The organism is Leptospira sanjuanensis (genome assembly GCF_022267375.1).
In the GTDB taxonomy this organism is placed as follows: domain Bacteria; phylum Spirochaetota; class Leptospiria; order Leptospirales; family Leptospiraceae; genus Leptospira; species Leptospira sanjuanensis.
Window position 1 is genome coordinate 1855267 of sequence record NZ_JAIZBH010000001.1, and the last position, 20641, is coordinate 1875907.

The 20641-nt window shown below is 45.8% G+C and carries 22 protein-coding genes; 11 read left to right on the forward strand and 11 right to left on the reverse strand.

Translation table 11 applies throughout. The annotated features are described in order from the left end of the window. Positions 1 to 85: 85 nt before the first annotated feature. Positions 86 to 1390: an O-acetylhomoserine aminocarboxypropyltransferase/cysteine synthase family protein gene (locus LFX17_RS08315; RefSeq protein WP_238729844.1), complete on the reverse strand. Its 1305-nt coding sequence runs from the start codon at positions 1388 to 1390 to the stop codon at positions 86 to 88. 291 nt (positions 1391 to 1681) lie between these two features. On the opposite strand from LFX17_RS08315, the gene impL63 reads away from it, so the two are divergent. Continuing rightward, positions 1682 to 3325, forward strand: a complete 1644-nt coding sequence (impL63, locus tag LFX17_RS08320; RefSeq protein WP_238729845.1) for a cytoplasmic membrane protein ImpL63 — start codon at positions 1682 to 1684, stop codon at positions 3323 to 3325. On the opposite strand, the gene LFX17_RS08325 is transcribed toward impL63, so the two are convergent. The 4 genes from LFX17_RS08325 to LFX17_RS08340 all read right to left on the reverse strand — a co-directional run bounded on the left by LFX17_RS08325 (position 3314) and on the right by LFX17_RS08340 (position 6881). Then, a complete protein-coding gene (locus LFX17_RS08325) occupies positions 3314 to 4096 on the reverse strand; it encodes a 16S rRNA (uracil(1498)-N(3))-methyltransferase (protein ID WP_238729846.1) in 783 nt (260 codons plus the stop codon). The two genes, impL63 and LFX17_RS08325, sit on opposite strands and share 12 nt — an antisense overlap. 15 nt (positions 4097 to 4111) lie before the next feature. Beyond that, positions 4112 to 4546, reverse strand: coding sequence for a hypothetical protein (locus tag LFX17_RS08330; protein WP_238729847.1), 435 nt, complete (start codon positions 4544 to 4546; stop codon positions 4112 to 4114). A 60-nt stretch (positions 4547 to 4606) separates the two neighbouring features. Then, positions 4607 to 5434, reverse strand: a complete 828-nt coding sequence (gene fcpB, locus LFX17_RS08335; protein WP_238729848.1) for a flagellar-coiling protein FcpB — start codon at positions 5432 to 5434, stop codon at positions 4607 to 4609. Positions 5435 to 5582: 148 nt separating this feature from the next. Further along, positions 5583 to 6881, reverse strand: coding sequence for an AAA family ATPase (locus LFX17_RS08340; protein WP_238746053.1), 1299 nt, complete (start codon positions 6879 to 6881; stop codon positions 5583 to 5585). Between the two features lie 96 nt (positions 6882 to 6977). Between LFX17_RS08340 and fliN the strand changes: the two genes are divergently transcribed. Beyond that, positions 6978 to 7496, forward strand: coding sequence for a flagellar motor switch protein FliN (gene fliN / locus LFX17_RS08345; RefSeq protein ID WP_238729850.1), 519 nt, complete (start codon positions 6978 to 6980; stop codon positions 7494 to 7496). A 177-nt stretch (positions 7497 to 7673) separates the two neighbouring features. Here fliN and LFX17_RS08350 read toward each other — a convergent pair whose 3' ends face one another. The 3 genes from LFX17_RS08350 to LFX17_RS08360 are packed head-to-tail and all read right to left on the reverse strand — an operon-like array spanning position 7674 to position 10055. Next, positions 7674 to 8606: an SPFH domain-containing protein gene (locus LFX17_RS08350; RefSeq protein WP_238729851.1), complete on the reverse strand. Its 933-nt coding sequence runs from the start codon at positions 8604 to 8606 to the stop codon at positions 7674 to 7676. A gap of 1 nt (position 8607) precedes the next feature. Further along, complete coding sequence (locus LFX17_RS08355) at positions 8608 to 9555, reverse strand: SPFH domain-containing protein (protein WP_238746055.1); 948 nt, start codon at positions 9553 to 9555, stop codon at positions 8608 to 8610. Between the two features lie 35 nt (positions 9556 to 9590). Beyond that, positions 9591 to 10055 (reverse strand): NfeD family protein, encoded by a 465-nt coding sequence (locus LFX17_RS08360; RefSeq protein ID WP_238729853.1) that lies wholly within the window; start codon positions 10053 to 10055, stop codon positions 9591 to 9593. A gap of 110 nt (positions 10056 to 10165) precedes the next feature. On the opposite strand from LFX17_RS08360, the gene LFX17_RS08365 reads away from it, so the two are divergent. Genes LFX17_RS08365 through fliM form a run of 6 tightly spaced genes read left to right on the forward strand, consistent with a single transcriptional unit; the run spans position 10166 to position 15594 of the window. Further along, positions 10166 to 10606, forward strand: a complete 441-nt coding sequence (locus LFX17_RS08365; protein WP_238729854.1) for a heme-binding domain-containing protein — start codon at positions 10166 to 10168, stop codon at positions 10604 to 10606. A 22-nt stretch (positions 10607 to 10628) separates the two neighbouring features. Then, positions 10629 to 12041 carry an argininosuccinate lyase gene (gene argH, locus LFX17_RS08370; RefSeq protein ID WP_238746057.1) on the forward strand — a complete coding sequence of 471 codons (1413 nt, stop codon included), beginning with the start codon at positions 10629 to 10631 and terminating at the stop codon, positions 12039 to 12041. Further along, the gene (locus LFX17_RS08375) at positions 12038 to 12913 is read left to right on the forward strand and encodes a peptidylprolyl isomerase (RefSeq protein WP_238729856.1); all 876 of its coding nucleotides are present in this window, start codon (positions 12038 to 12040) and stop codon (positions 12911 to 12913) included. Before argH ends, LFX17_RS08375 begins: the two co-directional genes overlap by 4 nt. After that, positions 12910 to 13539 carry a hypothetical protein gene (locus LFX17_RS08380; protein WP_238729857.1) on the forward strand — a complete coding sequence of 210 codons (630 nt, stop codon included), beginning with the start codon at positions 12910 to 12912 and terminating at the stop codon, positions 13537 to 13539. The genes LFX17_RS08375 and LFX17_RS08380 overlap by 4 nt, the downstream gene beginning before the upstream one ends. 52 nt (positions 13540 to 13591) lie before the next feature. Beyond that, positions 13592 to 14572, forward strand: coding sequence for a hypothetical protein (locus LFX17_RS08385; protein ID WP_238729858.1), 981 nt, complete (start codon positions 13592 to 13594; stop codon positions 14570 to 14572). After that, positions 14569 to 15594, forward strand: coding sequence for a flagellar motor switch protein FliM (fliM, locus tag LFX17_RS08390; protein WP_010574938.1), 1026 nt, complete (start codon positions 14569 to 14571; stop codon positions 15592 to 15594). Before LFX17_RS08385 ends, fliM begins: the two co-directional genes overlap by 4 nt. 93 nt (positions 15595 to 15687) lie before the next feature. Here the strand turns inward: fliM and LFX17_RS08395 are convergent, their stop codons facing one another. Then, complete coding sequence (locus LFX17_RS08395) at positions 15688 to 15909, reverse strand: ferredoxin (protein ID WP_004460119.1); 222 nt, start codon at positions 15907 to 15909, stop codon at positions 15688 to 15690. A 244-nt stretch (positions 15910 to 16153) separates the two neighbouring features. Between LFX17_RS08395 and lsa33 the strand changes: the two genes are divergently transcribed. After that, positions 16154 to 17083 (forward strand): surface adhesin Lsa33, encoded by a 930-nt coding sequence (gene lsa33, locus LFX17_RS08400; protein ID WP_238731553.1) that lies wholly within the window; start codon positions 16154 to 16156, stop codon positions 17081 to 17083. 261 nt (positions 17084 to 17344) lie between these two features. Further along, on the forward strand, positions 17345 to 17971 hold the full coding sequence (locus LFX17_RS08405) for a hypothetical protein (protein ID WP_238746060.1): 627 nt from the start codon (positions 17345 to 17347) through the stop codon (positions 17969 to 17971). Positions 17972 to 18039: 68 nt separating this feature from the next. On the opposite strand, the gene LFX17_RS08410 is transcribed toward LFX17_RS08405, so the two are convergent. Further along, the gene (locus tag LFX17_RS08410; protein ID WP_238729859.1) at positions 18040 to 18306 is read right to left on the reverse strand and encodes a SemiSWEET transporter; all 267 of its coding nucleotides are present in this window, start codon (positions 18304 to 18306) and stop codon (positions 18040 to 18042) included. Positions 18307 to 18324: 18 nt separating this feature from the next. Further along, entirely contained in the window at positions 18325 to 18834 is a 510-nt protein-coding gene (gene queF / locus LFX17_RS08415) for a preQ(1) synthase (protein WP_238731554.1), read from the reverse strand. Between queF and guaA the strand changes: the two genes are divergently transcribed. After that, a complete protein-coding gene (guaA, locus tag LFX17_RS08420; protein WP_238746062.1) occupies positions 18823 to 20640 on the forward strand; it encodes a glutamine-hydrolyzing GMP synthase in 1818 nt (605 codons plus the stop codon). The genes queF and guaA overlap by 12 nt on opposite strands. The last annotated feature ends 1 nt before the right edge of the window (position 20641 follow it).

Sequence of the window (20641 nt, forward strand, 5' to 3'; positions counted from 1 at the left end):
GGGTAACTTTTCAGTTACTTTCTTGGACGAGAAGGGAAAAGAAAAGTGGCGTCCGATTTCCAAAAAAGTCAGATCGCCTTCGGGATCAAACTTTCTTCAGAGCTTCTTCCAGATCGAAGAGAATATCTTCGATGTTTTCCAAACCGACCGAAAGACGGATGAAGTCCGGAGTTACACCCGCGGAAAGTTGTTCTTCCGGAGTCAACTGTTGGTGCGTAGTCGAAGCCGGGTGAATCGCCAAGGACTTCGCATCGCCCACGTTTGCGAGAAGGGAGAATAACTCGAGACCGTCGATGAACTTCTTCGCTTCCGCAACTCCTCCTTTGACTCCGAACCCGAGGATCGCACCGTAAAGATCATTCTTATGATACTTCTTTGCTAATGCGAAATTCTTGTCCGTTTTCAAACCGGGGTAGTTGACCCAAGATACTTTCGGATGTTTACTCAGGTATTCCGCGACTGCGAGAGCGTTCTCGGAATGTTTGCGGATACGGAGCGGAAGAGTTTCCACGCCTTGCAGGATTTGCCACGCGTTGAACGGAGAAAGTGCTGCTCCGGTATCGCGCAAACCTTGCAATCTCGCTTTGATGATAAATGCGATGTTCGCTCCGCCGAACGGTTCGAACTTACCGAAAACATCCCAGTATTTCAGTCCGTGATAACTCGGATCCGGTTCGGTAAAATTTTTAAATTTCCCGTTCCCCCAGTTGAATTTACCGGAATCGATGATGATCCCGCCGATGGAAGTTCCGTGACCGCCTAAGAATTTAGTCAGGGAATGAACTACGATATCCGCACCGTGTTCGATCGGATTGACCAAATACGGAGAAGGGAGGGTGTTATCCACGACAAAAGGAACGCCGGATTCGTGCGCAACCTTGGCGATCGCGGCGAGATCCAACGTATCTAATTTAGGATTCCCCACGGTTTCCGCGTAAAAGGCTCTGGTCTTATCGTTCACGGCCTTACGGAAATTTTCGGGATTCGAAGGATCCACAAAGTGAACCTTAATTCCCAGTTTTGGAAAAGTATAATGAAGAAGGTTATAGGTTCCCCCGTACAAGGAAGCGGAAGCGACGATTTCTTGTCCCGTTTCCACGATGTTCAAAAGCGCCAGCGTTTCAGCCGCTTGACCGGACGCGGTAGCAAGCGCGGCAACTCCACCTTCCAAAGCGGCGACTCTTTGTTCGAGGACGTCGGTGGTCGGATTCATCAGTCTCGTATAGATATTTCCGAATTCCTGCAGGCCGAAAAGACGAGCTGCATGGTCCGTATCTTTAAAAACGTAGGACGTGGTCTGGTAAATCGGCACGGCTCTGGAAGTTGTGGTTGGGTCGGGGGATTGTCCTCCGTGGAGCGCGATCGTTTCGGGTTTATAATTTCTTGGCATTCGGCTAGTTCTCCTTTTCTCGAATTCTTAGAAATTGGTTTAGAATGTCAAACAAAATTCCGTTATAGCAGACTTAATTTCTGTTTCTGTGGATCGATTTGTAAAAAAATTTCCATTGCAATTCTAGAGTTTTCTGATCTTATTCTCCCCCTAATGCCCGTAAATCGCATATTTTCCGATTTTAGATTCGTAGGAGGAGCGATTCAAGGCTCGTTTCTACCGATAATTGAGTATGCTAAAGATGAAGGAGAATGAACGGGATTTTTAAGAATCTTCGGTGATCCATCCGACATGACCAAACGCTCGAAATATCTATTTTCTTTCCTATTTCTTTTCTTTGCCATTCAGACAGGAATTCAGGCTCAACTCTGGATGCCTCCCGGCAGACAATACATGCATCCCGCAGATCCGTTTACGTATGATCTCGGGATCAACAAATACCAGAACGACTACTATCTCTATGTCGCACCGACGGTGAACTTCAACTTCGGGGGGGATTTCGGAGCGTCTTTGACCGTTCCTTTGAACTTTTTGATGTATGACGTCGATCCGAAACAGGAGAATTCCAAAATCGGAAAGTTGCGTTCCTTCGATTACAACGAAAAGAGCGATTATCTTCGATTGATCAACAATATCTGGTTCGGACAATACGGAAAATACACACCCGGAGAAGTCACGTATTCAGCGTATTTGGGAAAGATGTTCGACGGTTACATCGGACACGGAACGATCGTAAACCGATACGTCAACAACCAACGACTGGATGTGTACAACGTGGGTCTTCAGGCCGACATCAACAGCGATTACGGAGGGGTGCAGGTATTTGCAAACTCCATTTACACGAGAGAAGTCAGTTCCGCCCGCGTTTATATCCGTCCTTTCGCCGTAGGATTCAAACTCTTTGATATCATCACGGGCCGCGCGAAATTCTTAACCATGTTGACCGTGGGACAGGGAAACGTAGCGGACGAGGCGGGAAGAAAAAAGGTCTACGAAGAAGTCGGAGCGGAAGAGAAAGAATCTTATCGCGCTTTGATCGAAGATCAAAAGACGAAAGAGAAAAAAGAGGAGATGATTCCCGCGGATAAAAAACCGGAAAAGCCGCAGAACCTCAAAGAACTTTTCAATCAGGATAACTTTAGCAATCGTTTTGCGATCGGATACACGACCGCATTCGACAACAAGGCCCCTTTGGAATTGAAGTTCGATACGACCGGAAAACTAAGAGTGGACGACAACAACAATCCTCTCGTAAAATCCACGGAGAAGTTGACGATCACCGGTTTCGACTTCGAATACAAATTGTTAAGCGCCAAATATATCGAACTCACTCCGTATTACGACGTGAATAAGATCAAACAGATCGACGGAGCGAAAGGAACGCATTACGGAGCGATTCTTCGTTTGGGCGGCAAGGACATCTATCTTCAGGTAAAACCGGAATACAGAAATATGACCGCCAATTATATTCCGATGTATTTCGACAGTTTCTACGAATTGGAACGCTATCAAAGCAATCTGCAGAGCAATATCCCGCAGACGAAACTCGAAGCGGCAAAGTTAGCCGATCCCGATGCCGCCAAGGTAAAAGGATACTTTACGACCGTGTTGTTCAGCTTTTACAGAATCGCCGTCGAATCCAATTACGAAAATTATTCCGGACCGAACAACTCTCGGGTGTTCGTCGGGGTTTATATTCCATTGGGCACCTTGGTTCTGTTAAACGGATATTATATGAAGAAGGGTTTCGACGAAAACAAGGAAGCCTTTAAACTCGACGATCGTTCTCAAGGCGCCTTGGAACTCGCGATCAATCTCGGATTTGCAGCGGTTCGTTTGCAGAACGTCCGCAAGTGGGTTTACAATACGACATCGAGTCAATACGAAGCGCAGGACGAACAGAAGGTTCTTTTTTCGAGCAACTTAACGTTCTAAAAAGAGTTCCGATTCTTCCAGTCGGGCCAAAAGAAACGCGACGGCGGTTTCGGTCCGCAAAACACGGCTGGAAAGGTGAAGGGTTTGAAATCCTTTTTCTTTCCAAAAATCGATTTCACTTTTGATAAAACCGCTTTCCGGGCCGATAGCCGCCAAAATTTTCAAGGGAGAATCCATTCGAAATTCTGCATGCGATTTTTTTTCGCGAATGATTCTCGACGGAGAATCTCCTTTTCGATCTAAAATCCAACGAAGTCCGAAACCGCTTTCCGCGGAAAGAGTTTCTTCTAAAACAGCGTCCGCTCGTTTTTCGAAATCCCAGCGAACCTTCGGCAGAAAGATATTTTTTCCTTGTTCCATCCCTTCCACAAGTTCCGATTCGATTTCGTTTCGATTCCAAATCGGGGAGGTTCGATATTCTTTTCTGGCGTTCTTACTCAGAAAGAAGCGGATTGTCGCCACACCCCAGGTTCCGGCCAACTGGAGAATCTTTCGAACCGTCGGGGGACGGTTGACCGCGATTAAAAGATGCACTTCCGGAAAACGAGGTTTCGGAATCAGAATCGGTTTGTACGTTCCGGTCAATGCCTTGGGTCCGATTTCTTCGATCTTAAGTAAACCCAGGCTTTTGTCTAAGAGTCCCGTTTTCAGACGGTCTCCCGATCGTTTATTCAGAATTTTGAATATATGTTCGGTGCGTTGCGGATCGTTGATGGAAAAACGGTTCGAGTTTCCGATTCTCCATTCTTCTTTGCAGATTAAAAGATTCAAGGGAAGAGGACGCGCTTAGATTTCAAATTTCGGTTTGGTTTCTTGCTGCGGAGGAGTGGTGGAAGGTTCGTCCGGTATGATTTCTTGCGGCTGCGATTCTTGAGGGGTAGTCTGATCCGGAAACGGATTCTGATTTTGCAGATCGGAGAACGGAGAAAAGAAACAGGTTCGAACGATTCCGATCGCTAAGAGTATGAGTAAAAGATTTCTTGCAAACCGTTTTCCGGGCGTTTGTCCGAAGGTCTGCGCGCTTGCGGTACGAAACCGGCGCCCGAAGTCGGATGTGTTTTGACGGAAACGATTCCAAAAGGTTTCGAGAGAACTTTTACGATAGGGATTGTCTTCTTTGGAATCCTTTTCAAAGTAGCCGTCGCCGTGTTTTCCGGCGTTGTCCGGATCGAATAAAAAAGATTCATAGCACCGCGGACACCGGACGGTCAGTTTTCCCAAATCAATGGGAATCCTGAGTTCCGTCTGGCATCGGGGACAAGGGAGAATGTATCGCACTTTTTAGTAGCGGAGAGATTCCTTCAGAGCGTCTACGTTCTCTTTGTAATTTTCGTTTCCTAACTGATCGTTGTAATCGAAAATTTTGGTAAAGAGTCTATCAAACTGGTCCAGATGTTTGATATAGAATTCCTTTTTGAACGAGTTGCGGATCGGGTGAGTTTTTGTGTTCTCAACGCCCGCGAGGATGTATTTCCCGACGCCTTTTTCAGCGGGGGTTTCCGGACGACCATACTCCGGATAGTTGTCTTTTTGAAAGAAAACTTCCACCTTATCGTTGTGAGACGGTTGAGTGTTCGGTCCTCTGTCCATCACTTCGGAGATGATCTTGTCTTCCAGAACCATATTATTCTTATAGATTTTGGATTTCAGTTTGTTGATATTTCTTGGAGGTTCGGATCTAGGCTCAGGATCATTGCTGTTTTGACCTTCGAAGTAGATCTCCATGTATTTTGCGAGAGATCCTTGAACGGTTTTGTTCAATCCTCTTTCTTCATCGCGGATAAAGTCGTAAACTTCCACACGGATGCAGTTGTTTGCCGGATCTTCCTGATTGAGTGCGGGAGCACATTCGTCGTTGTTCGCCTTTCCTTTAAACAGAACGGTTCTGAACGGGAGAACTCTCACTTTCATCTTCATAAGAACCGTATGACGTGTCAGTCTTTGGTTCAATTCGAAGATCTTTTCATCGAGTTTTCTCTCTGTTTCCAGAATGGACTGGCCTAACTGAGCGTCTGATTGTGATTTCTGGTCTGCGTTGGAATTTTGCTGAGAAAATACCGCAGTAGAAATTGCGACGAGAACTACTAAAAATAGCTTTTGAAGTTTCATTTCCCCTTGTCCTTAGTAAGCGGATATTTGAATTTTACTTATCAGACGTATATAAATCATACGCTGGTCGTAAAATCCTATGTGTATTATCGGGAATAATAGACTCCAGATTGAATGAATGCACCACTTTTTATTCAAAAATCCGATATTATTTCGATCGGGTGGAGCTATTTTCCAGATACAGTTCATACGGTGGTGGGACCGGTTTCAATCCTTTTTCAATGAGATAGGAGGCCCATTTACGCTCCACCAAATCGCAGAAATCCCGAATCGTTCTTCCCGAATGTCCGTTTAAACCTTCTGAGATTTTGGTTCGCTCGGTTTCGGAAAGATGGACGGCATATGTCTCCAGAACCTTAGCACGTTCGGAAAGATCGGGTAACGGGAAGTAGATGGTTCGATCGAATCGGGAGAGAAGAGCGTGATCCAAATCCTGCTTTCGGTTCGTAGCTCCGATGGTAACGGAATTTCTCTGGCTACTGAAACCATCGATCTTTCGTAACAGAACGGAAAGAATCTTACGAGTGGCTTCGAACATTCCTTCTTCTCTGCTTCCTGCGAGCGAATCGATTTCGTCCAGAAAAATCAAACAGGCGGGAAAGAGCGCGGCCGCATCGAAGACGTAGGCCATGTTCTGCGCGCTTTCTCCATAGTATTTACTCATGATGGATTCCACCGGAACATAGATCAAAGGAAGTCCCGTCATACAGGAAACTACGCGGGCCATCGTCGTTTTTCCGACACCCGGATCTCCTTCAAAAAGAACGGCTCGGGGCCTTGTATCGCTCGGAAACTTGCGCGTGAGTTTGGAGAGTTCCGCGAGCATGTCGGGGTTTTTTAAAGGAAGAATGATGGATTCCAGAATCTGTTGTTTTACCCCGTCGTATCCTGCGACTTGATCGAAGGTAACTGATTTTCCGTTCTTCTCCGCGTCCAAGGGATGAAAGACTTCTACGCCCAGAGACGCCAAGAGTTCTTCCGGTTTTGCGGTTTCGGCCCCTTTTTCCGATTTTAAGAATTTAAAGAGTTCGAGGGTCGCGAACAATTCTTCTCTTGTAAAATCTCCCTTTTTGGTGATTTCGACTCGATTTTTGGTTCTTCCGGAATAGAATCGAAAACGGATCGTATCCAAAAGATTTTTGGTTTCGAAGAGATTTTCATGGAGGGCTTGGATGCAGTAGTATCCCGGCTCGAACGTATGAATTCGCAGGTTCTCGATATGATTCTTCAGAATTTGAAGACAATCAAAGAGGGCCGTTTTGGAAACGGAGGAAACACCGAATTCTATCTTAAGATCTTTTTTTTCGGAGGTTACAACGGGAAGATCGGCGTTGGAGAATCCAAGCGCGCTCAGTTCTTCGTGTAAAAAGCTCTTGGTTTTCGTAAAATCGACTTCGGAAGGAATCGTGTTGTCGGAAGCCGATTCGGAGGATGAGGGGGAACTCAAAGTGTATAATACCTCGTTTGAAACTGAAAATACTGTTGTAGGAATCTAGGATTCTGTCGATTTCTTTACTATCGGATTCGTAAAGGAGAAGGAAAAATGGGAGAAGGGTCACTCTCACAGGAAGATATAGACGCCCTTTTGACGGGCGGAGGCGGTGACGCCGCACCTGGAGCCGGAAGCGGATCCGATTTTAATCTCAGTGGAGAATTGGATTCTCTGTTGGGCGGAGGAGGCGATGCTCCCGGAGGCGGAGGGGGCGGATCGGATGCGCCTTCCTTTGCGGATATTTCCGCGGCGCTTGGACCTTCTTCGACCCCTGCACCTTCCGCGCCAAGACCGGCTTCTCGTCAAGCTTCGCCGTCTCAATCCACGAACTTAAACTTACTGATGGACGTAAACCTGGCTCTTACGGTGGAGTTGGGAAGAACCAATATGTTTATCAAGGACGTAAACGGTCTGAACGAGGGTGTTGTCGTAGAATTGGATAAGAATGTCGGCGAAGATTTAGATATTCTTGCCAACGGCCGCTTGGTCGGAAGAGGTAAGCTCGTCGCGATGGACGATTTTTACGGGATTCAAATTACGGAGATCGTGGAACAAAGCAGAAGACTTTGATTTGTATGAGTTTCCACATCCAATCGAATATCGAACGAATTCGTCGTAATCAGAAATTCGTATGAGTTCCCACAAATTTGGAAAATTCCGTGACTTCTACTCCTCTCCGTTTTTGTATGAGTTCCCACACGGAGATTCGTCATACGACAAAATCTCCGTGCTTCGACAAATCGAATCTTAATTTTTCTGATCAACGTTCCCTAAAACGGATTTCAGGATGGAACGGAAATTCGTCAGATTCAACGGAAGAACGATTTCCGTTTTCTTGCCGGAAATCTTTTCAAATTCCTTAATGAACTTCTGGCCGATTCTGAGTTTGACCGCGTCTTTTCCGCCTTTTGCATTGATGGACTGAGCCAAAAGTTCGATCCCTTTTGCGGTAGCGGTTGCGATCGCTTCCACTTCCTTCGCGACCCCTTCAGCCTCGTTGATCCGTTTTTGTTTTTCCCCTTCGGACTTGTTGATCGCTTCTTCCTTAAAACCGAGAGAACGGTTGATTCTCGCGTCGCGATCCCCTTCGGATAAGGAGATTTGCGCCTTCTTCGTGATCTGCGCTTTTTTCTCTTTTTCCATCGCTTCTAAGATCGATTTCGGTGGAGTGATGTTTACGATCTCGTAACGATTCACCTTGATTCCCCAAGGCTCGGTAGCTTGATCGAGCACTTCTAAGATCTTGCTGTTGATCGCGTCCCGTGTTTCGAACGTAACGTCCAAGTCCATGGTTCCGATGATGGCACGCATCGTGGTTTGCGCGAGCTGGGAAGCGGCGAATTGATAGTCGTTGATTCCGTAACTCGCTTTGTGCGGATCCAACACTTTCAAATAAAGAATTCCGTCCATGTCCACTTTCACGTTATCCTTGGTGATACAAGTCTGCGGAGGAACGTCGGTCGCTTGTTCCTTGAGAGTGTGGTAGTAGGCGTCTTTTTCGATAAAAGGCCAAAGAAGATGAAGGCCCGCATGCAGAGTTCTACTGTATTTACCGAACTTTTCGACGACGATACAATCCTGCGCTGAAACGATTCGAATCGAGCGGTAGAGTTTGTATGCGAAGTAGATTCCGAACAAGGTCCAGAATATCATTACGAACGTGGTTTGAAACGTTTCCATCTTATTGACCTTCCTTTTCTTTCGGAGCTTTGGTTTCCGGAAGTTTTCCGGTAACTTTGGAAAGACCTTCGAACACTCCCGCGATGTTTGCGAGTTCGGCCGGAAGGATCGTAGTTTTGGAAACGCTTAGAATTTCACCGAGGCCCGTGAGATAATCTTCCGTGATTTGTAAATTGACCGCTTCTCCGCCCCCTTCGCGAGAAATCGATTCCGCGATCATACGGATTCCTTTGGCTTTTGCCTCTGCGATCAGCTCGATCTCCAAAGCCTTTCCTTCGGCCTCGTTGATCTTTTTCATTTTTTCCCCTTCGGAAACATTGATGGCTTCTTCTTTTTCACCTACGGAGCGATTGATCCGGGAAAGTTTTTCTCCTTCCGAGATCGTGATCTCAGCGCGTTTGACGCGCTCCGCTTTTACTTGCTCTTCCATTTCATGGAGAATTTCTTTCGGAGGGGAAATGTTCTTGATTTCGTATCTTGTCACCTTGATTCCCCAAGGATCGGTCGCTTCGTCCAAAGCGCGCACAACGTGGGAATTGATATCGTCCCGTTCCGCGAACGTCTGATCGAGAATGAGTTTTCCGATTTCGGAACGAAGAGTCGTCTGCGCGAGTTGTTGCGTCGCGAGCATATAATTTTCGATGGCATACGAAGCCTTATACGGATCGACTACTTTCAGATAAAGAATTCCGTCCACCGCGATGGAAACGTTATCCTTTGTGATACACATCTGCGGAGGAATGTCGATCGCGCTTTCTTTGAGACTTTGTCTGTACTTGACGACTTCGATGACGGGCCAGAGAAAATGAAAACCCGCTTCCAAGGCTCCTTTAAAAACTCCCACGCGTTCCACGACGTAACAAAATTGTTGAGGAACGATGATGAACGTTTTTCGAATCAGATAGATCAGCGCTATGAAGAATAGCGTGAATATAAACCCTGCGGACATAGTATCTCCTTTTTATTTTTTATTTCAGAATGAATTCAGTCTTCCGGAAGTTCCAAGGGTTCCACGAGAAAGGTGAGATTGTCTCGGCTTAAAATTCTCGCTTTGCTTCCTTTGGGAATCCGACTCTTTTTGGAAACGGCGTCCCACTCGACTCCTTGAAAGAGAACTCTTCCTCCCTTACGTTCCACAAGAACGTCTTTGACGACCGGAACCAATCTTCCGATCTGATCATTTTCCGGAACCGAGTGTTCTGTTTGAGCCGGAAAGATTTTCCGAATGGTCTCGCTTCCCGCGTAGATGAGAAGAGTGGAAAGCGAGGCCCACAACCCGAGTTGCCACCCGAGGGAAATATCGAAAAAATAAACGACGATTCCCGTGAGAATACCGGCGGTTCCCAAAAAGGCGACGAAGGTTCCGGGTATAAAAAATTCGGCGAGAATCAAAAGAACGCCGCCGCCGATCCAGAGCGTTACGGGAAGGTTGGAAAGAAAATCAGGCATGAAAGACGCATTCTCCCGAGTGGAACAGATTCGTAAATTTTTTTCAGAGTTCAATCCGTTTTTTCTATTTTAAAAAAAAGGGAAACGGACGGAACTATCCAGAGAAAGGCATGAAAAAGAAACTTCTTCTCGGATTCGTTTTAGCGCTCTTCCTCCTGCAATTCCTACCTTTAAACCCTCCCGGTGGAGACAATCGAGAGGAGATCGAAACCTCCGACGAAGTCAAAAAAATATTGAGGAAATCCTGTTACGACTGTCACTCCGATCTGACGGTCTGGCCTTGGTATTCCAAAATTTTTCCGGTCAATGCGTATCTCTATCATCATGTGGAAGAAGGAAAAGCGGAACTTAATTTTTCGCAGTGGAAGACTTTGACGAAAAAGGAAAAATCCACAAGAGGCGATTCGATTTTGGAAACCCTCGAAGAAGGAGAAATGCCTCCGGCGGATTACGTGCTTTTTCATCCATCCGCAAAAATCTCCCCGGAAGAATTGGACGTTTTGAAAAACTGGATTCAAGACCTGGAAGAAGAGTATCAGAAAGAAGAATGAAAAATAATCTGGCAAAGACGTTATGACTGGGAAAGACAAAAAACTCTGGGGCGGAAGATTTCAGGAAAAGGCTTCTTCGATCATGGAACGGATCGGAGAATCCGTATCCTTCGATCATAAACTTTATAAGGAAGACATTCAAGGCAGCGTCGCGCACGCAAGAATGCTGAAACAAATCGGCATCTTAAACGCAGAAGAATTGTCCAAGATAGAAACTTCCCTCGACCAAATCAAAACCGAACTCGAAGAAGGAAAGCTCGAATTCAAAAGCGAGCTCGAAGACGTTCACATGCACATCGAATCCCGATTGACCGAACTCATCGGCGAGACCGGAAAAAAATTGCATACGGCCAGATCGAGAAACGATCAAGTAACTCAGGACGTACGGCTTTATATCCTTCATCAAGGAAAAGAAATTTTAAAATCCATCGTATCGCTCCGACGTTCTTTGTATGAAAAAGCCAAACAAAGCGTGGACGTAATCCTACCGGGTTATACGCATTTGCAGGTCGCGCAACCGATCCGTGCTTCTCAATATCTTCTTTCCTGGTTTTGGGCCTTGGAGAGAGATCAGGAATTTTTTCGGTTTGCGCTCAAGGCTTCGGAAGAATTGGCCTTGGGAAGCGGAGCGATGGCCGGCGTGAATTACCCGACCGATCGGGAATTCTTACGAAAAGAATTGGGGCTTTCTAATATTTCCCACAACTCTATGGACGGGGTTTCCAGCCGGGATCATATCCTGCAATTTCTATTCGCTTGTTCGCAGTGGATGATCCACGCGTCCCGGATCTGCGAAGATATCATTTTGTATTCTTCGCAAGAGTTCGGAATTTTGCGTTTGCCCGATTCGTTGACGACCGGTTCTTCCATTATGCCTCAAAAGAAGAATCCCGATATAGCCGAACTCATCCGCGGAAAAGCGGGAAGGGTCATCGGAAATCTGAATCATCTTCTCGTGATGCTTAAGGGATTGCCTTCCACTTACAATCGAGATCTGCAGGAAGACAAGTTGGCTCTCTTTGATTCGATCGAAACGGTCGGGATCAGTTTGGAAGGAATTCGGGAAATGATCGAGGGTTGGGTTTGGGTTCCGGAAAGGGCGGAATCTTCCTTAAAAAACGGATTTGCTACCGCCACCGATCTCGCGGATTTTCTCGTGGACCAAAAGAAAATTCCGTTTCGAACCGCCCACGAGCTTGTGGGGACGCTCGTCGGTTTATGTGTGGAACGAAAAAAGACCTTGTTCGATATACCGGAATCGGATCGAATTTCGATTTCCGAACATTTTGCGGGAAAGGAATACGAGGACGCCGTCTCTCTTTCTCTTTCCGCCGATAAAAAAATATCTTATGGAGGAACTTCCAAACAAAGACAAGAAGAGCAGTTAAAAATTGCGCTGGAATCTTTACGGGAAGCCGAAACATTGTTTGTATGAGAATCATCACCGGAACCGTTATCCTTCTTTCCTTTTTTGCGTGTAACCGAAATCCGTTTGCACAAAACCGTTACCAACCGGAAGTTTATACTCCTTCTTCGGTCGTAGTTCCCAAGCCGGATGCTGCCGTGATTCCCTTACCGGAAAAACCCGCCGTGTATGCGATCTTCTTAACGACTCAGGGAAACATGGCTGTGGAGCTTTTCGATCAGGACGCGCCGAAAACCGTTCAGAACTTTATCGATCTGGCACAAGGTGAAAAAGAATTCTTAGCAAGAAACGGACAAAAGGTGAAGAAACCTTTTTACGACGGACTTACGTTTCACCGAGTCATAGAGAACTTTATGATCCAAGGCGGTTGTCCGAACGGCGACGGAACCGGAGGACCGGGATACCGGTTCGACGACGAGATCAACGGAAAGTCACTCGGTCTCGACAAGATCCAAGCCGGACAAGCTCCGTATTATCAGTATCAATTGCAAAGAGCAGTCGCCAACGAACTTCAAATTAAAAACAGGGAAGAAGCCGAGTCAAAACGGGAACTGATCGAAAAAGCGTTCGAAGACGCAAAGAAGTTGTCCGTTCTAGAAATTCTTTTTAGAACCGGATATAAATACAATGAAACCTTAAAGTCTCACAGAGCGATCAAAGGTTCTCTCGCGATGGCGAATGCCGGACCGAACACGAACGGATCCCAATTTTTCATCAACCAAGTCGATACTCCTCATTTGGATGGACTTCATACGGTGTTCGGACAATTGGTTTCCGGAGCGGACGTAGTGGATCGGATCGTAAAGGCCGGAAATTCCAAAACGACGATCAAAAAAGTTCTCATCGTAGATAAAAGAGCGGCGGCGACCACGGCACAATGAGCGCCGCGCCGAACAAAGCTCAGGCGGGATTGTATCTCGCCGTGGTTCAGGAACTGGCGAGTTATTCCGCCGGTTCCAGCACGAGCCGCATCCTGGACCGCTTGTCTTTGCTTCCTGCGCACGATCAGGATTCGAGAACCGCCGTCTTGGAAACGAGCGCAGGGAAGAATCTTCCGGATCGTTTGGTGGGAATTCTGAAACTTTTTCGGATCATCCATTCCAAACGTCAGGAAGTGCATTCCTTTTACGAAACGGCGATGTCGAAATACGGAACGATCAATTCCCTCACTGCAAAACGAAGACCGACCGACGACGAAGCCAAGATCAAACAGATTCTGACGGATTATATTCTAAAAATTGAATCTTTTTTCGAAAAGAACGATATCGGGGACGAAGCGCTCATCAAGGAGATCAATCGGTTTCTGACGGAGCTCGAATCCTTCAATTTGTTAAACGAAGACAACCTTTCCTCGTTGATTCTTTCCTCGAAGGCGATCTCTCTGATTCAACCTCCGATGGAAAAGCTTATTTCCTGTTACGACGACTATGAAAAAGTGGAGCCGATCCTCAAACGATTGATCCGAATTGCGGAAATGCTCATAGAAGACGCCAAATCTCCGGGGTAAAAAACCGTATTTTTTCGCGGCTTTTGGGAGAAATTGCCGAAAATAAACCAGAATGATCCGGATTCTTTTCGCAATCGTACTCACGCCTCTGGTTCTCGTTGCGTTTCCTAAACGGGATGCACGCGGTTCCGTATCTGAAAATTATCTCAAACAACAAGGAATCATCACCTTGGATTTGAAAAAGATCCACTATCGGGAAAACGATCGGATTCCCGTAAAGATGTCCATTACGAATACGGGAAACGAAGTCGTCCGCATTTTTCCTTCCGGTCGCGATCTTGAATCCTATCGAATCGTAGTTCGTGACGAGGACGGAAATCAAATCCCGGAAAGAGACGAAGAACGGCGGATCGATCCGGTTTTAAAACGGAGAAACACGATCGAATCTCTGGAAGGAAAAGAAATCAAAGAAATCATTCTCCATAAGGACGAAGTTTTCTCGAAAGAAATCGATCTGAATTCCCGCTTTGATCTGAACCCGGGAAAGAAGTATTTCGTAACGGCCTATTTTCATCCGAACGTTCAGGAAATGCCCGCGCTCTTTATCCGTTCCCGCAATCAGCCTTATTTCTTTTACGAGGAAAAACACAGCGAACCCGTTCTTTCCTCGATTCCGGAAAAAGATCCGACCGTGGATGGGCTCGAGCCGGAAGAGGTGATTCATTTGTTTCTCGGTTCGGAAAAGAAAAAGAATTGGACACATCACTTTAAGTGGATCTATTTTCCGGAATACGTGCAGGCGTATGATCAATATTCGGAAGAATACAATCGCGCGGAAGAATCGGAACGCGATTTTTTACTGGAGAATTTCAAACGATATTTGACCGAGTCCAGAGCGGGACTTCTCCATTCGTATCGAATTTTAAATACCGAAACCGTAACTCCGAGTTTGGCAAAGGTGACCGTTTTTGTGGAAAGAAGACTGAATCGACTGCGTTCTAAATACGAATATACATACACTCTCCGAAGGGTTCCCGACGAACAAGGAGGCTTTTGGAAAGTGTCTAACTTAGTAGCGAAGGTGAAGAAATGACAGAGATTTTATCCCAGGATGAAATTGACGCGCTACTCAGCGCCATCAGTTCCGGAGAAGTCAACGAATCGGATTACGCTTCCGTTTCCGAACAGAAAAAAGTAAAGATCTACGACTTCAAACGTCCGGATAAATTTTCAAAAGACCAGATTCGTACTCTGCAGATGATGCACGAAACTTTTGCGCGTTTGGCTACTACTGGTTTATCGGCGCAGCTTCGAGCCCTCGTATCCGTTCACGTCGCTTCGGTGGATCAGTTGACGTACGAAGAATTCATCCGTTCGATTCCGAACCCGACTACACTTGCCGTAATCAATATGGACCCTCTCCGCGGTTCCGCGATTTTGGAAATCGATCCTTCGATTTCGTTTACGATCATCGATCGTCTGTTCGGTGGTAAGGGAGAACAGGCAAAGATTTCCAGAGAACTTTCAGAGATCGAGATGAGCGTAATGGAAGGGATCATCGTGAGAATCCTCGGGAACATGCGGGAATCCTGGTCCACGGTAATCGACTTAAGACCGAGGCTGGGGAACATTGAAACGAATCCTCAGTTCGCTCAGGTCGTTCCTCCCAACGATATGGTGGTTTTGATCACACTCGAAACCAAGATCGGGGAAGTGGAAGGGATGACGAACCTTTGTATTCCTTACATCACGATCGAACCGATCATCAATAAGTTGTCGGCGCAGTATTGGTATTCTTCCATTCGAAAAGGGGAACTCGACGAGAACCGCGCCGTGATCCAAGAGCGTCTCGATCAGGTTGCGATTCCGTTGATCGCAGAAGTCGGTTCGGTGGACGTTTCCATCAACGACTTCATGAATCTTTCCGTAGGCGACGTGGTAAAACTCGAGAACACGTCCACGAGATCCGAGATGATCGTAAAGGTCGGAGAAAGAAAGAAGTTCAAATGTCTTCCGGGAAGAGTGGGAAGCAGACTTGCGATTCAGATCGGAGATCGAGTCGAGGATATTCCCGACGAACTCTTGGGTTCCACCCGTTCCGAGCAGGAATATTAAGAGAACGCATAAAAAAAGCGGTTTAACGCCGCCTTTTAAAATTCGAAGAAGGCTTCTTGCGGGAAGCCGCTCGACCAGGTTAGGATTTGGAAATTATTTTTTCCACTGGATACATTCGCCCGGGCATTCGTCCATTTCTTTCTGAACGATTTTCCAGTCTTCTTCCGGGATCGGAGCTTGGTTTACCATTTCTCCTCCGATATGAGTTTCCGAAGTATCATTGTCATCCATTTGAAAGTATTTCGGAAGATTGTCCGCACATTGATTGCAGGAAGTGCAGTTGTCCTTGTCTACATACGCAATTTTAGTCGCCATAGGCCTCGATTCTCCTGGGTTGGTTCTCCCGGTCGCTTAAAAAACAGGTTCCAAGATCAATTTTCTAATCACTACTTAGACGGCAAGTCCTTTTCTTAGGTTCTTCCTTTAGGAAAAGCGTCGTTTGAGTCCGTTTCGGTAGAATTCGGGATACTAGATTATGGAAAACAGGGAAAACTGTGGACTTGAAATAAATTTCATGCTACTTTGCCCGGAATAGAATTTGTAAATGGGAGAACCCGAAATGATTCAAAAAGGTTTATGCCTTGCATTGATCGTCTTATTCGCTATCGACTGTGGAAAATCCAAAAAGGATGATTTGCAGGGCGGAGTTTTTACCTTTATCAAAGGAACCGTTAAACTTTCGGATAAAGCAGGAAAGGAAAAGAAAGTAGGACTTTCGGAGTTCATTCTTCCGGAAGATAAAATCGAAACGGGAAAGGATTCCTACGCGGACGTTCAATTGATGGACGGAGTTATCATCCGTATCAAAGAAAATACGAGTCTGACGTTGAACAAGATTTATGTGGATTCGAAAAACGCGGAGATCTATTCGGATATCAGCTTAAACAAAGGAAAGATTTTTTCCAAGGTTGGTACGAAGCTGAACAAGTCCTCCGGATTTAAGGTTTCCACTCCGACTTCCACCGCGGCCGTTCGCGGAACCGATTTCCAGGTGGAAGTGGAAGGAAACAAAACCGAGACGCTCGTTTCCGATGGGGCGGTAGAAGTCGTCGATAACGACAATCCAGATCAAACCAATACCGCGGACGCGGGCGAAAAGATCGTATCCGACGGTAAAACTCAGAAAGAAGAAAAACTTTCCGAAGACGAGTTGAAGGAACTTCAAGAAGACGCTGCGACCGTTCAATCCGTGACCGAAGAACAAAGACAAAGAATCGAAGAGATTCTGAAGGACTTTAAGGAGAATAAAGAAAGAATTCTCCAAGGTTTGGAGGAACAAAAACAAAGAAACCAAGAACTCATCAACGCTACGAAAGAAGAAAATCGTAGAATGATCGACGAGGTGAAAGAGTCGGGCAAAGCGGAAAAAGAAGCGATTAAAAACGCCGCGGACGAAGAAAGAAAGAACATCAAGTCCGGGATCGACAAGGATAAGGAAGCTTTGGAAAATTCCAGAAAATCCCTCAAAGACCAGGTTAAACCTCAATAAATTTAACATTTAAACCGTTTGATTCAAAACCCCCGGCCTTGCTGTTCAACGAAGTCGGGGGTTTTTTGTGATTCTCGGCTTGATTCGAATTTCTTTTTTACATTGAAGTGGCAACCACAATGTTAATACTCTTCGGTAAAAGAGTACCCTTAAATTCTTTGAGATTCTATCCGCCTGTTCGACAAATCAGTGAATTTTATTTGAAAAAAAGACTCTTCTCAAAAAACTGTATTTAAATTTTAAAGTATTCTAAAGGAATCTATGAAACAAATCATCTCCATTTTGGCCTTAATAGGCACGCTCGGTTGTGTGTCGTTACCTGAATCGCTTAAAAAGAAGGCATCTGCCGATCAGTCTATCCTCGCGGTTTCTATTTCATTACAAGCTCCGATTGCATTTTTTTCAAAGGATGCATCTGACGTTTTATTCGTAAAATTGGCGAATCCGAAGGACAAAAAGTCCGTTGCAAAGATTATTCCAAGCAATTTTTCTGCAGATGGTTACGTTTATCTAGTCAATGCCGAACCGGGTACATATACTGTGATCTTGGCAGGCGCTGAAAAACAAAATCAAAATGATACTCCCGTAATTCACTATTTAAACAACGAAACAATTGAAAAAATCAAAATCAACGTGAATAAGAACGAATTAGTTTATGGTGGTAAGTTCACTTTAAATTCTAGCCAAGAAGATACTGCCTGGGGAAGAGTTGATAAAACGAATCGTGATCGAATGTTAACCTCAAGCAGCGGAGGTGATTTTTCTAGAGCTTTATTATACGCTTCTTGGCTAGATAAAGCCGAGTTGAACGATGAAGGAAAACAAAGTTTCTTAGCAAAAGCAAAAGAGATTTTCGCCGAGTCCGAGTGGGCTTCTATAGTTAAATAACTTTTTGAAACCGAGTGCAAAAGAGATTTTTGTACTCGGTTGAATTTTGTCGGAACTCCGACAAAACCTCACTCTCCCTTTGCGTCGTTTCTTAGTTTAAAATAAAGAATAATCGAAGTGAAGATGAACGTGAACACGTTCGCTAAGATGATAGGAAAATCCTGTTTGAGGCAGCCGTAGATAAACCAGAGAACCACACCGGTCACGAAGACGATATACATGTTTCTGGAAATGTCCTTCGTGCTTCCGCCCATCACGATTCGAATGAGCTGCGGTAAGAAAGAAACCGTAGTCAAGAGCGAAGCGATATAACCTAAAAACGTAATGGAGTCCATGTCGGTTTAAAAATCCGTTTAGGTCTTTGAATATTCCCGCGTCACGACGGTTTTAATTCCGCCGCGCGCGTTGTAATCTCCGATCACTTTCAAGTATTTCGGCTGGACCGCTTGGATCAGATCTTCCAAAATCTTGTTCACGAGAAATTCATGAAAGATTCCCACGTTGCGATAACTGAGAATGTATTCTTTGAAGGATTTTAGTTCGATACAACGTTTGGTCGGAATGTAGGAAACGTAAATCACTCCGAAATCCGGAAGCCCTGTCTTTGGACAAACGGCGGTAAATTCTGGAACCGTAAAATCGATTGTATAATCCTTTCCCTCGTAAACATTGGTGAAAGATTCGATTTCGGGAGTTTTCAGAGCAGGAATATGGTCCTGTCTTCCGTCGTAGGTTTCTGGATGATTCGTTTCCATGAATAGTTCCTTGATGACCAGACTTTTCGATCTCTCCACAGCGAAAATTCTTTTTCCCAAATCCGAGTCCGTATCAAAGTCCCAAAGAGGGGTGGAATGGAAATCCAGAAGAAAATTGCCGTAGTAGATTTCGGTGGGCAGTATGCCCATCTGATTGCGTCCAGAATCCGAAGACTCGGAGCCTATACGGAAATTCTCTCCAACGAAGAACCGCTTTCCCATTATAAAAAATACGCAGGCATCATTTTATCGGGCGGACCCGAAAGCGTTTACGAACCGGACTCTCCCACTATCTCGACTGAAATTTTCGAACTCGGAATTCCCGTTCTCGGAATTTGTTACGGACATCAACTCATCATGAAACTTTTGGGTGGCGTGGTCGAACGTTCCGGCACGGGAGAATACGGACCTGCTTCTCTCGAACTGCACGTTTCCAACGGCAATTCCCTTTCTCTTTTGAAGAATTTTGTCGGAGGAGAACAGGTTTGGATGAACCACGCAGACGAGGTGGTAAAACTTCCTTCCGGCTTTACGAGAATCGCCTCTTCGAAAGATTGCGGTTATGCGGTTGTGGAGAATTCTTCCAAGCGAATTTTCGGAATTCAGTTTCACGCGGAAGTCAGTCATAGTGAAAAGGGTTCGATCCTTTTGGACAACTTCGTTCAGATCTGCGGAGCTTCCCGCACCTGGGGACTCGATCAATTCTTAAAGGAAAAAATCAAAGAGATTCGAGCGACCGTAAAACCGGAGCAGAAAATCTTCATGCTCGTTTCGGGCGGAGTCGATTCCACCGTTTCCTATCTTCTTTTATGCAAGGCGCTCGGCGCTGAACGCGTTCTCGGATTTTTAATCGATACTGGCTTCATGAGAAAGGGAGAAGTTCTTCCTCTTCAGGAGAAGCTCACCGCGCAGAACATTCACCTAACGGTGAGAGACGAATCGAATCTTTTTTACGAAAGTCTGAAAGGTAAATCCGATCCGGAAGAGAAAAGAAAAATCGTTGGGAATTTATTTCTGGAAGCGCGGGATCGCGCCGTGAAAGATCTCGATTTGGAACACGGAGATTGGCTCTTAGGACAAGGAACGATCTATCCCGATACGATCGAATCCGGCGGGACCAAACATTCTCATACCATCAAGACGCATCACAACCGAGTCGAAGCGATTCAAAAATTGATCGAAGAAGGGAAGGTGATCGAACCGATCCGCGATCTTTACAAAGACGAAGTCCGCGATCTCGGAGTGATTCTCGGTTTGGAGCCGGAGTGGGTGGGACGTCATCCGTTTCCGGGACCGGGTCTTGTGGTTCGTATGCTCGCCGTGGAGAAACAAGGAAGGCCCGAAGATCAAAAGGCGATCGATTCGTACCTCGCGACCCAGAATGGACTCGAAGGGAAAATTCTTCCGGTAGCGAGCGTGGGAGTCAAAGGCGATCGAAGATCGTATGCCAACTGCGCGGTGTTAAACGATGTCGGAACCGATTGGAAAACCCTCGACCGGGTCGCAACGCATCTTTCGAACCAATTCTACTTTATCAATCGTGTCGTTCTTCTTCCCTTTGAACCGGAAGTAAAGAAGCTGAACTTTCGATTTACGGGAATGCAATTGGACAAAAAATGTTCGGATCTTCTGCGAGAAGCGGATCATGCGGTCGAAACGGTGATTCGAAAAGCGGGGCTTTACGATAAAATTTGGCAGATGCCCGTCGTTCTATTGCCGATCGGTGAAACGGAAGACGAAAAGAGCATCGTTCTTCGTCCGGTGGAATCGCAGGAAGCGATGACGGCGAATTTTTTTCGGATGGAGCGTTCTTTATTGCAGGAAATCAAAACGGAAGTCCATAAAATTCCGGGGATACGTTACGTGTTCTTTGATCTCACGAACAAACCTCCCGGAACCATCGAGTGGGAATAAA

Bases quoted from the DNA above. Each gene is read 5' to 3' on its own strand.
- LFX17_RS08380 (WP_238729857.1), top strand. From the start codon at position 12,910: ATGAGCGCCGCGCCGAACAAAGCTCAGGCGGGATTGTATCTCGCCGTG.
- LFX17_RS08405 (WP_238746060.1), top strand. From the start codon at position 17,345: ATGAAACAAATCATCTCCATTTTGGCCTTAATAGGCACGCTCGGTTGT.
- LFX17_RS08410 (WP_238729859.1), bottom strand. From the start codon at position 18,306: ATGGACTCCATTACGTTTTTAGGTTATATCGCTTCGCTCTTGACTACG.
- fcpB (WP_238729848.1), bottom strand. From the start codon at position 5,434: ATGAAACTTCAAAAGCTATTTTTAGTAGTTCTCGTCGCAATTTCTACT.
- fliM (WP_010574938.1), top strand. From the start codon at position 14,569: ATGACAGAGATTTTATCCCAGGATGAAATTGACGCGCTACTCAGCGCC.
- LFX17_RS08365 (WP_238729854.1), top strand. From the start codon at position 10,166: ATGAAAAAGAAACTTCTTCTCGGATTCGTTTTAGCGCTCTTCCTCCTG.
- lsa33 (WP_238731553.1), top strand. From the start codon at position 16,154: ATGATTCAAAAAGGTTTATGCCTTGCATTGATCGTCTTATTCGCTATC.
- impL63 (WP_238729845.1), top strand. From the start codon at position 1,682: ATGACCAAACGCTCGAAATATCTATTTTCTTTCCTATTTCTTTTCTTT.
- fliN (WP_238729850.1), top strand. From the start codon at position 6,978: ATGGGAGAAGGGTCACTCTCACAGGAAGATATAGACGCCCTTTTGACG.
- LFX17_RS08360 (WP_238729853.1), bottom strand. From the start codon at position 10,055: ATGCCTGATTTTCTTTCCAACCTTCCCGTAACGCTCTGGATCGGCGGC.
- LFX17_RS08355 (WP_238746055.1), bottom strand. From the start codon at position 9,555: ATGTCCGCAGGGTTTATATTCACGCTATTCTTCATAGCGCTGATCTAT.
- LFX17_RS08350 (WP_238729851.1), bottom strand. From the start codon at position 8,606: ATGGAAACGTTTCAAACCACGTTCGTAATGATATTCTGGACCTTGTTC.
- LFX17_RS08395 (WP_004460119.1), bottom strand. From the start codon at position 15,909: ATGGCGACTAAAATTGCGTATGTAGACAAGGACAACTGCACTTCCTGC.
- guaA (WP_238746062.1), top strand. From the start codon at position 18,823: ATGGAAATCCAGAAGAAAATTGCCGTAGTAGATTTCGGTGGGCAGTAT.
- LFX17_RS08315 (WP_238729844.1), bottom strand. From the start codon at position 1,390: ATGCCAAGAAATTATAAACCCGAAACGATCGCGCTCCACGGAGGACAA.
- LFX17_RS08385 (WP_238729858.1), top strand. From the start codon at position 13,592: ATGATCCGGATTCTTTTCGCAATCGTACTCACGCCTCTGGTTCTCGTT.
- argH (WP_238746057.1), top strand. From the start codon at position 10,629: ATGACTGGGAAAGACAAAAAACTCTGGGGCGGAAGATTTCAGGAAAAG.
- LFX17_RS08375 (WP_238729856.1), top strand. From the start codon at position 12,038: ATGAGAATCATCACCGGAACCGTTATCCTTCTTTCCTTTTTTGCGTGT.